General features: G+C 65.1%; 12 protein-coding genes. 8 read left to right on the plus strand and 4 right to left on the minus strand.

What is annotated here, in order from left to right:
- Positions 1 to 2 precede the first annotated feature (2 nt).
- On the minus strand, positions 3 to 1037 hold the full coding sequence (locus AC54AF_RS22180) for an alpha/beta hydrolase (protein ID WP_496638268.1): 1035 nt from the start codon (positions 1035 to 1037) through the stop codon (positions 3 to 5).
- 105 nt (positions 1038 to 1142) lie between these two features.
- On the minus strand, positions 1143 to 2033 hold the full coding sequence (locus AC54AF_RS22185; protein ID WP_131686720.1) for an ArgP/LysG family DNA-binding transcriptional regulator: 891 nt from the start codon (positions 2031 to 2033) through the stop codon (positions 1143 to 1145).
- A 202-nt stretch (positions 2034 to 2235) separates the two neighbouring features.
- Between AC54AF_RS22185 and AC54AF_RS22190 the strand changes: the two genes are divergently transcribed.
- Entirely contained in the window at positions 2236 to 2841 is a 606-nt protein-coding gene (locus AC54AF_RS22190) for a LysE/ArgO family amino acid transporter (protein ID WP_071324298.1), read from the plus strand.
- Here AC54AF_RS22190 and AC54AF_RS22195 read toward each other — a convergent pair whose 3' ends face one another.
- On the minus strand, positions 2842 to 4272 hold the full coding sequence (locus AC54AF_RS22195) for a coniferyl aldehyde dehydrogenase (RefSeq protein WP_496638269.1): 1431 nt from the start codon (positions 4270 to 4272) through the stop codon (positions 2842 to 2844).
- A gap of 147 nt (positions 4273 to 4419) precedes the next feature.
- Between AC54AF_RS22195 and trxC the strand changes: the two genes are divergently transcribed.
- The 5 genes from trxC (at position 4420) to AC54AF_RS22220 (ending at position 7204) form a co-directional block, all read left to right on the plus strand.
- Positions 4420 to 4872: a thioredoxin TrxC gene (gene trxC / locus AC54AF_RS22200; RefSeq protein WP_496638275.1), complete on the plus strand. Its 453-nt coding sequence runs from the start codon at positions 4420 to 4422 to the stop codon at positions 4870 to 4872.
- A 70-nt stretch (positions 4873 to 4942) separates the two neighbouring features.
- A complete protein-coding gene (locus tag AC54AF_RS22205; protein ID WP_496638276.1) occupies positions 4943 to 5452 on the plus strand; it encodes a MarR family winged helix-turn-helix transcriptional regulator in 510 nt (169 codons plus the stop codon).
- Entirely contained in the window at positions 5449 to 6195 is a 747-nt protein-coding gene (locus tag AC54AF_RS22210) for a HEAT repeat domain-containing protein (protein ID WP_496638270.1), read from the plus strand. Before AC54AF_RS22205 ends, AC54AF_RS22210 begins: the two co-directional genes overlap by 4 nt.
- Before the next feature lie 24 nt (positions 6196 to 6219).
- A complete protein-coding gene (locus AC54AF_RS22215; protein WP_496638271.1) occupies positions 6220 to 6552 on the plus strand; it encodes a DUF6616 family protein in 333 nt (110 codons plus the stop codon).
- A 61-nt stretch (positions 6553 to 6613) separates the two neighbouring features.
- The gene (locus tag AC54AF_RS22220) at positions 6614 to 7204 is read left to right on the plus strand and encodes a DUF1287 domain-containing protein (protein ID WP_496638272.1); all 591 of its coding nucleotides are present in this window, start codon (positions 6614 to 6616) and stop codon (positions 7202 to 7204) included.
- Here AC54AF_RS22220 and pdxR read toward each other — a convergent pair.
- Positions 7173 to 8645 carry a MocR-like pyridoxine biosynthesis transcription factor PdxR gene (pdxR, locus tag AC54AF_RS22225; protein ID WP_496638273.1) on the minus strand — a complete coding sequence of 491 codons (1473 nt, stop codon included), beginning with the start codon at positions 8643 to 8645 and terminating at the stop codon, positions 7173 to 7175. The genes AC54AF_RS22220 and pdxR overlap by 32 nt on opposite strands.
- 103 nt (positions 8646 to 8748) lie before the next feature.
- On the opposite strand from pdxR, the gene AC54AF_RS22230 reads away from it, so the two are divergent.
- Both AC54AF_RS22230 and AC54AF_RS22235 read left to right on the plus strand, forming a co-directional pair.
- Positions 8749 to 9189, plus strand: a complete 441-nt coding sequence (locus AC54AF_RS22230) for a carboxymuconolactone decarboxylase family protein (RefSeq protein WP_131686712.1) — start codon at positions 8749 to 8751, stop codon at positions 9187 to 9189.
- A gap of 80 nt (positions 9190 to 9269) precedes the next feature.
- Positions 9270 to 9566, plus strand: a complete 297-nt coding sequence (locus AC54AF_RS22235) for a hypothetical protein (RefSeq protein ID WP_496638274.1) — start codon at positions 9270 to 9272, stop codon at positions 9564 to 9566.
- Positions 9567 to 9688: the final 122 nt, after the last annotated feature.

Consider the following 9688-nt stretch of genomic DNA (forward strand, 5'->3'; position numbering starts at 1 on the left):
CATCAGGGGCCGGGCGTTTTGTCGTGGACGCGCGCCGCGGCAGTCTGCGTGGCGATGTCCTGCGCCATTGCCGGGTGCTGCGGCGTGGCCGTGTGCGTTGGCTTGGCCTTGTCTTGCGGCGTGCCCGCGTCGGTTGCCGTATTGTGTGCCGTGTTGTCTGTCTTGCTGTTGGCATCGATGAAAGCGCTGATGGCGTCCAGCGTGGGGGCCAGCATGCGCAAGGGGCCAGCCAGAGAGGCGACCAGGGTGGTATGGCTGACCTTGTCGAAATAGGTTTCCGTCACTGGCCGGTGCAGCGCCCGCAAGGCCTTGGCCATGCCACCCGTGTTGCGTTGCGGATTGACCAGCTTATCCTGTCCCGGCAGGGGAGCGATCAGCAGGGCGGGCGGGGCCTCGGCCGTCACGTGATGGATGGGCTGCGAAGCGGCGGGCGTGTCCGGGTAAAAGAAGACGGGCCGGGTGGTGGTGTTTTCGATGGGTAAAAAATCATAGGGGCCGGCCAGGCCTATCCAGCCCCGCAAGTCGTGCGGGCGCATGCCGTGGCGCGCCAGCAGACTCGCATCGAGCGCCACCATTGCCGCATTGTAGGCGCCGGCGCTATGACCCATGACGAACAGGCGCGTCGGGTCGCCGCCATGGCGGCTGGACTCCATCGCGGCCCAGGCCACGGCGCGGGCCGCATCCTGCAGGATTTCGGGGTAGTGCACGTCCGGATACAGCCGGTAGTCGGCGATCACGGCCAGGTAGCCGCGCGCCGCGAGCGCGTGGCCAACGAAGGCATAGTCGGCGCGCTCGCCCGCCGTCCAGTTGCCGCCATAAAAGAACACCACCACGGGCACGGGTCCCGTGCGGGTCTTGGGGGCATACACATCGAGCTTTTGCCGCGGCAGGGGGCCGTAGGTCAGGCCACGCGTCACTTGCGAGGCGTTGCCGGACGACATGGCATTGATGGCCATCAAGGGCGAGCAGGCGGCCAGGCCGGCAGCCAACGGGATGGCCGCCAGCAATCCGAGCAGGGTGGTGCGCAGGATCGTCATGCCAGCTCCTGATTCATGTGGATGATGCTTGCAGTGTAGGCCAGGCAGGGCCGGGCGCGCACGGGGAAGTTGCAGTCTGGCATAGATAAATGTTGCATGCGTCAATCAATCCTGTAACAGCCATTTGCGCGCCGTGGCGATGACGGCGTCCGACAGGGTGCGCGTGAGCGGCGTCTGGATATCCCAGGCATGCCACGTCAGGGGCACGTCGAGCGCCTGTCCAGCCGCCACGTCGACCAGCCTGCCGGCGGCCAGCGCCGTTTCCGCCTGCAGCAAGGGCACCATGCCATAAGCGTAGCCCGCTTCGATGAAGCGCACGAAGTCGCGCGCCGACCCAAGCACATGGTGCGGATAGCGGCCCGTATAGCCGAGGCGGTGCTGCAGATAGCGCTCGTGCAAGGCATCTTTGCTGCCAAACGTGATGGCGGGCGCCTGGCTGACGGCTTCCACCGTAAAACCATGGGGAAACCATTGCTGCGCGAACGGGGGCGAGGCCACGCACAGGTAGCGCATGCCGCCCAGCGGCGTGGCCGTGGTGCCGGCCACCAGGTCGTTGGCGCTGGTGACGCAGGCAAACACGCGCCCTTCGCGCAGCTGGCTCAGGGTGTGATCCTGGTCGTCGAGGCGGATATCGAGCAGGCACGACGGCGGCGACAGCAGCGGCCCCAGCGCTTCCGGGATCCAGGTGGCGGCGCTGTCGGCGTTGACAGCGATGGCCAGCTCCGGCAATTGCGTGGCGGGGCCGGGCTGGGCGTCGAGCGCCGCTTCGAGCAGCTTGACTTGCCGGTAGTGGGCGATCAGGCGCTGGCCCGCTTCCGTGGGCAGGGGCGGGTGGCTGCGGATGATCAGCAAGGTGCCTTCCAGGTTTTCCAGGGTGCGGATGCGCTGCGACACGGCCGGCTGGCTGATCGCCAGCGCCTGCGCCGCCTTTTCAAAACTGCCCAGGCCGATCACGGCGTCGAGGGCGGCCAAACCACGGTAATCGACGACGCGCATAAGTTTCTCTTATATATGGTTAGAATCATTCATTATACTTATATTTACTTTTTCTTTACACTGTTGAAATAGGGTAACAACTCCACTCTGCCGCGCGGTCCTCCTGGTTCCGCACCACCCTCCACCTACCTCTGATGACTTTGCCGTTGCCGGCAGAGCGTGGGCGGCCGTGCGCGTGATGGAAAGCAATAAAGGATGCAATATGGACAGCGCAATTTTTTTGAAAGGCATGGGGCTCGGAGCGAGCCTGATCGTTGCCATCGGCACGCAAAACGCATTCTTGCTCAAGCAGGGCTTGAAGCGCCACTACGTGCTCACCTGCATCCTGGTCTGCCTGGTGTGCGACGCCATCCTGATCACGGCCGGCGTGGCCGGCATGGGCACCTTCATTGCCGACAATCCCAATTTCCTGCTGTGGGCCAAGGCTGGCGGCGCCACCTTCCTGATCGCGTACGGCTTGCGCGCGGCCAAGTCGGCCTGGCGTCCCACGGCCATGACGGTGTCGGCGGCCAAGTCGCCCGAAGGCTACTGGGCCGTAATCGGCGCGGCGCTGGCGTTCAGCCTGCTGAACCCGCACGCCTTCCTCGACACGGTCATCCTGCTCGGCTCGATCGGCGGCCAGCATGAAGGCATGGGGCGCTTCTACTTTGCCGGCGGCGCCATCATGGCCTCGGCCCTGTGGTTCTTCCTGCTGGGTTTTGGCGCCCGCTACCTGGCGCCCGTGTTTGCCAAGCCCATGGCCTGGCGCGTGCTCGACGGCATCATCGCCCTCGTCATGTGGGCCATCGCCGCCTCGCTGTTCCTGTAATCAGCGGGTCAGAAAGGCCAGCACCCGGCTGGCCAGCTTGCCATACGGCGGCCACAGCAGTTTCAAGGCGCTGTAGCGGGCCTGATAAAACACGGGCCGCAGCTTGCTGAAGGTGTGAAAACCTTCCACGCCGTGGTAGTGGCCCATGCCCGATTCACCCACACCGCCGAACGGCAGATCGTGTTGGCCGACGTGGAACAGGGCGTCGTTGACGGACACGCCGCCCGACATCACGCGGTCGATCAGCAGCTGCACCGTGTCTGTTTCGTTACTAAACGGATAGATGGCCAGCGGGCGTGGCCCCGCGTTGATGCTGTCGATCACGGTGTCAAGCTTCGCATAGCCGCGCAGCGGCAGGATGGGACCGAAGATTTCCCGCGTCAGCAACAGGCAATCTTCGGGCGCGTCGAGCACGATGTGCGGCGCGATCTTGCGCGTGGCGCGGTCCCAGGCGGGGCCGGGCAACAGTGAAATCACTTGCGCGCCCCGCGCGCGTGCCTCGTCGAGCGCCAGCAGCAGGCGCTCAAAGGCGGCCTCGTCGATGATGGAGGTGTAGTCGGGCGTGTTCAGCTGCGGGTAGCGCGTGGGTACGATCTGGCGCGCGTGTTCGACGAAGGCGGCGATGCTGGTCTCGGGCAGCCAGGCGTGGTCGACGCTGGTGCAGATCTGCCCCGCGTTCAGGTACTTGACGAACAGGATGCGCTCGGCTGCCGTGCGCAGGGGAAAGTCTGCGCAGACGATGGCCGGCGCCTTGCCGCCCAGCTCCAGGGTGACGGGGCACAGATTGCGCGCGGCCGCCGCCATGACGGCGCGGCCCGTCTGGCCGGAACCCGTAAACAGCAGGTGGTCGAACGGCAGTTGTGAAAAAGCTATGCCCGCGCCGCCCGTCTCGTCGAAAAACTGCAATTTGTCCGGCGGAAAATAGGCGGGCATGGTGTCGATCAGCAGCCGCGCCAGGTGGCGCGAGTTTTCGCTCATCTTGACCATGGCGCGGTTGCCGGCGGCGAAGATATAGGTCAGGGGCACCAGACTCAGATTCACAGGGAAATTCCACGGCACGATGACGCCCACCACACCCAGCGGCTGGGGCATCACGCGGTTGCGGGCGCCAGGGAAGGTGCGCCAGTCCACGCCACGGCGCTGCGGCCGCATCCATTTTTTCAAGTGTTTTAATACATGGGCTATGCCATCGATGGCGGGAAATATCTCCGCCAGCAAGGTTTCATGGCGGGAACGGTTGCCATAATCGGCGCTGATCGCCTCGCATAGCGCGTCTGTATGCTCGCGCAGGAAGCGCTGCAGGGTGTGCAGGTCGCGTTTGCGCTCGGCCAGGGTCGGCACGGGGTGGGCCAGGCAGGCTGCACGCTGCAAGGCCAGGGCAGTAGCCAGCTCGGCGTTCTTCAGTTCCATGTTGTTTGCGACATCAGGCATTGTTTTCCTTGGCCGGCTGGGCAATGCGCGCGCCGTTCCCGCACACTATAGTGGACTATGCAGACAAGCGCCGCTAGCGTGCCGACGGCGCTGCACGATACGCCGTACAATATCGAGCAACTGTACGCTACCCTTTCCAGGAATGCCATGACCTCGACCACGCCAGATTCCCTGCACATCGTGTGCCCCCATTGCGACGCCGTCAATCGCCTGCCGGCCGCCCGCCTGGTTGAACAACCCACCTGCGGCAAATGCCAGAAGGATTTGTTTACGGGGCAGCCCGTGGATCTGGCCAGCGCCCGTTTCCTCAAGCATATCGAACGCAGCGACATTCCCGTGCTGGTGGACTTCTGGGCGCCCTGGTGCGGCCCTTGCCGCAGCATGGCGCCATTCTATGTGCAAGCCGCCAAGGCCCTGGAACCGGCGTTTCGCGTCGTCAAGGTGAATACGGAAGCGTCGCCGGATCTGGGCAGCCGCTTCAATATCCGCAGCATTCCCACTCTGGCCCTGTTTCGCAAGGGCGTGGAAGTGGCACGCCAGCCGGGCGCCATCGATGCGCAAGCCATCATCGCCTGGGCCAGGGACAAAGCCCGCTTTTGAGCCGCCAGGAAAACCATGATGGTTTTCCATTTGACATTTAGTATGGCGCCATATTATATTGTGCCATATGATAATGCTAGAACAGAAATATATGGCCCTGCTGGGCGACGTGCAGCGCCGCGCCATCGGCGGGGGAGTGCCGGCATCCATCGGACAGTTGCGCCTGTGTTTTGAAGTGCTGGGCCTGGCGTCCGCCATCGATGGCGATTGCGCCGTGCGCCTGGGCCGGCATGGTTTGTCGGAAGGAAAATTTGTGCTGCTGGCCCTGCTGCGCGACATGCCCGAGGGACTCTCGCCGCACGAACTGGCCGAGCGGGCCGGCGTGACGCGCGGCACCATCACGGGCTTGCTCGACGGCCTGGAACGCGACGGTTTCCTGGCGCGCCACGCGGACCAGCTCGACCGGCGCAAGCTGCTGGTGCGCCTGAGTCCCAAGGGAGAAGCTGCCGCCGCGACCCTGGTCGATGAGCACGCGCAATGGATCGCCAGCCTGTTTGCCGATTTCACGCCGGCAGAAATGCAGATGTTGAGCGCGCTGCTGGAAAAAGCCTGGCGCAAGACGGACCGGGGTGCTGCATGAGCCGTGGCATCGCCGACATCGCTCCCGCCCGCCTGGCGTTGCTGAACGGGGGCAGCGTGGCCAGCACCACCCTGACGGAAGGGCTGGCCATCGATTTCGTCCAGTTGCTGGCTGCGGCCGTGCCCGCTATCGGCGCCGACAGGCTGGAGCAGATGCGCGCGCAGGCCGCAGCCGGCATCACCAAGCGCATGGCGCTGGCGGCGCAATTGCTGCTGGAGGCCAACGCCGACATGGCGCTGCTGCAAGCGCACCCGTCCGACACGGTACGCGGCTGGGCCTGCTTTGCCATCGCCGCCCAGGCCAGCTGGCCCTTGCCGCAACAGCTGGCCGCCATGCGGCCGCTGGCCGACGATGGCCACTTCGGCGTGCGCGAATGGGCCTGGCTGGCGCTGCGTCCCCATCTGGCGGCGAGTCTTGACGAGGCGATTGCCTTGCTGGCGCCGTGGACGGCGGACGCGTCGGAAAGAGTGCGCCGCTTTGCCTGCGAAGCGCTGCGCCCGCGCGGCGTGTGGTGCGCGCATCTCGCCCGATTAAAAGAGCAGCCGCAGCTGGCCTTGCACGTGCTGCAACCGTTACGCGCCGACCCGGCCGTCTACGTGCAGGATTCCGTGGCCAACTGGCTCAACGATGCGGCCAAGAGCCGGCCGGACTGGGTGCGTAGCCTGTGCGCGCAATGGCTGCTGGAAAGCCCCGCTGCCGCGACCGTGCGCATCTGCAAGCGCGCCCAGCGCTCGCTGGCCTGACGATTTGCTACCCAAGGAGAAAACATGCATTACCTGTTAGAACTGTACAGCCCGAAACCGGCCTGGCTGGCGCTCGATGGCGCCGCGCGCCAGGCGTATTTCGCCACGGTGGGCGCCGGCATGGCGGCCTTGTCCGGCAGCGGCGCCGAAGCGCTGGCCATGGGGGCCGTCGACGGCGGCAAGCTGCATGCGGCTACGCAGCAATTTTATGCCGTCTGGCGCTTCCCGGACGAGGCGGCACTGGATGCCTTGCTGGCCGGCATCGCCGCCACGGGCTGGCATGATTACTTCGACACCGTCAATGCGGCCGGCCCGGCCGTGGATTTTCCTGCCCACCTGGCGCAACTGGCCGCTTAACGTCCGACGTTTTTCCTGCTGCTGCGGTAAAGTTGGCATTTCCATCCGATTATCGACGTTGATGCCACTCAAACTGCTCACCACCCTGTTGCTTGCCCTGGCGCCCATGCTGGCGTCGGCAGTCCCTGCCACCCCGCAAGCCCTCGTCGTCGCCGCCCGCAAGCAGGTGGGCGTGACCCTGCAGTATGACCCGCGCTACGAACGTCTCGCCTATCCGGGCGGCGATGTGCCGCCCGAACGGGGCGTGTGCACGGACGTGGTGGTGCGCGCCTACCGCCAATTGGGGCAGGATCTGCAGGTGCTGGTGCACGAAGACATGCGCAAGGCGTGGCAGGTGTACCAGCAGCAGGGACGCTGGCAGATGAAGGGACCGGACCGCAATATCGACCACCGCCGCGTGCCGAACCTGGGCACGTACTTTGCCCGCCACGGCACCAGCCTGCCGCCAAGCAAAGATGCGAACGCTTACCGCGCGGGCGACATCGTTACCTGGCGCCTGCCGCGCAACCTCACGCATATCGGCATCGTCAGCGACAAGCAGTCGTGGAGCGGCGTGCCGCTCATCATCCACAACATCGGCGAGGGTGCGCGCGAGGAAAATATTTTATTCAGCTATCCGATTACGGGGCACTATCGCTGGCAGCCCCGTTGACGGCCAAGGGCGCGATCTCCTGCAGGATCGCCAGCACACGGGCCAGCGCCGTGTCGATATCGAGCTTGTCGATGGCGCCATAGCCGAGGAACAGGCCTTCATGGCGGGCGGGCCCATGGTAAAAGCTGGCCAGCGCATACAGGCTGACGTCGGCCAGGCGCGCCCGGCGCAGCAATTGCGCGATGTCGAGCGGCGCCTGCGCCAGGGCCGCCACGTGGAAGCCGGCGCTGGCCGGCACCAGGCGGAACCACGGCGCCAGCGGGCCGTTGAACCAGTGCAGCAGGCGCTCGCGCCGTCCCGCATAGATGTCGTGGCAGCGGCGGATGTGGCGCAGCAAATGGCCGTCCAGGATGAACTTGGCCAGCGCATGCTGGCCCAGGCTGGCCGTATGGCAATCCGTCAGGTATTTCACCGTTTCCACGGCGGCCACGATGGCTTGCGGCAGCACCGCATAGCCGAGCCGCAATTCCGGCAGCATGGTCTTGGAAAAGCTGCCCACATGGGCCACGACGCCATAGCGGTCCATGCTTTGCAGGGAATCCTCGGGACGGCCCTCGTAGCGGAAGGCGCTGTCGTAATCGTCCTCGATGATGATGGCGCCCAGTTGCCGCGCGCGCTCGAGCAAGGCATGGCGGCGTGCCATGCTCATCGGCATACCGAGCGGAAATTGATGGGCGGGCGTGACATAGATCAAGCGCGTGCCGTCGGAAATCTGCCCGACGATGAGACCATCCTCATCCACTTCGATGCCCACCACGCGGGCGCCCTGGCTGGCGAACACGGCGCGCGCCACGGGGTAGCCGGGTTCTTCCACTGCTACCGTGTCGCCCGGCTCCAGCAGGGTCAGCGCCAGCAGGTGCAAGGCCTGCTGCGCGCCGCTGGTGACGAGCACTTGTTCTTCGGTGCAATGGATGCCGCGGCTGAAGGCGGCATGGCCGGCGATTGCCGCGCGCAAGGACGGCAAGCCGGCGACTGGGCCATAGCGGCCGCGCGCCTGGCCACTCTGGCGCAGCGCGTGCAGCATGCAGGCGCGCCACTCATCCTGGGGGAAGTGCGCGGGCGTGGCGCGTCCGCCGATGAAGGCGTAGCGAGCGGGCTCTTCCTGGCTGGCACGGCGCAAGGGCGTGGGCGTCGCTTCCCAGCGGGCGATGCGCTGCGCGCTGGCCAGCGGCGTGCTGGCGTGGCGGCGCTGTGGCGAGGCATGCGGCGTCTGCACGAAGCTGCCCACGCCCACTTTGCCGACCAGCAGTTTTTCGTAACCGAGCTTTTCATACACGTCGGACACCGTCTTGCGCGACAGGCCCAGCTGGCTGGCCAGCAGGCGCGAGGGCGGCAACTGCTGCCCATCCGTCAGCCGGCCCGAGCGGATGGCGTCGCTGAGCTGGCGGTACAGCTGGCCGCCCAGGTCGCGCGTGCCGTCGATCAGGATATGTAGTTCCATGGAGTATCGGTTGGTGGTCTGCCGTTTTTCGGCAGGATTGGCCTGCCGCGCGCTGTTGTCACGCTTCTACAATGATGCATCTCTCATCATCAAGGAATGCATCATGACACAGCAACGACTCGATTTTACACAAGCTTCGCCAGACGCCGTCAAGGCCATGTACGCGCTGGAAGCGGCCATTGCCAGACTGGGCGTGGAACACGCGCTGCTCGAACTGATCCGCCTGCGCGCCTCGCAAATCAACGGCTGCGCCTTTTGCGTGGACATGCATACGAGTGACGCGCGCAAGGCGGGCGAAACGGAGCGCCGCCTGTATGCCGTGTCCGTCTGGCGCGAAACACCGTTCTTCACGCCGCGCGAGCGGGCCGTGCTGGCCTGGACGGAAGCGCTGACCCTGCTGCCGCAGAATCACGCTTCGGACGAAGACTATGCGGCGCTGGCGGAACAATTGACGCCGGCGGAAATGGTCAACGTGACCCTGGCCATCGGCTCCATCAATACCTGGAACCGCCTGGCCGTGGGCTTTCGCAAGATGCCCGAATAAATCCTGTGTTCGTTCGCGAACAGACGCCTGGCTGCTCACTGGGTAGTCTGGCAAGACAACTTGTCAGCGAGGGAACGGCCATGGAAGTCAATGTGAGCGAAGCTATTGAAAAGACCCCGGAACAGCTGGAAGAGGCGCGCCGAGAGTTCGTCGCCGAACTGTGGCGGCGCTTTGTAGCCTTGCAGGAATGGGCCGTGACCCACTGGCCGGACCAGCACAATCCCTTGAGTTCGGCCGACTTCGTCGAGGCGCGCAAGGAGATATTGAGTTTGCGTTCGCCTGCGGGGTCGTTGAACCAGCCGGCGCAGAACAATGAAGCCGAACCGGAGCAGGGCGGCGCGCAGTATGTTGACGTGACGCCCGCCCCATGGCCGTAGGTCGGATTAGCGCTTGCGCGTAATCCGACTTGAGCCGCCAACAATGGTGTCGGATTACGGCCCTCCGGGCCTAATCCGACCTTGTATTATTCCTCTCATGCGGTTGGTGGTGTTGCGAACAA

The sequence above is a fragment of the Janthinobacterium sp. JF4 genome, from assembly GCF_059617925.1.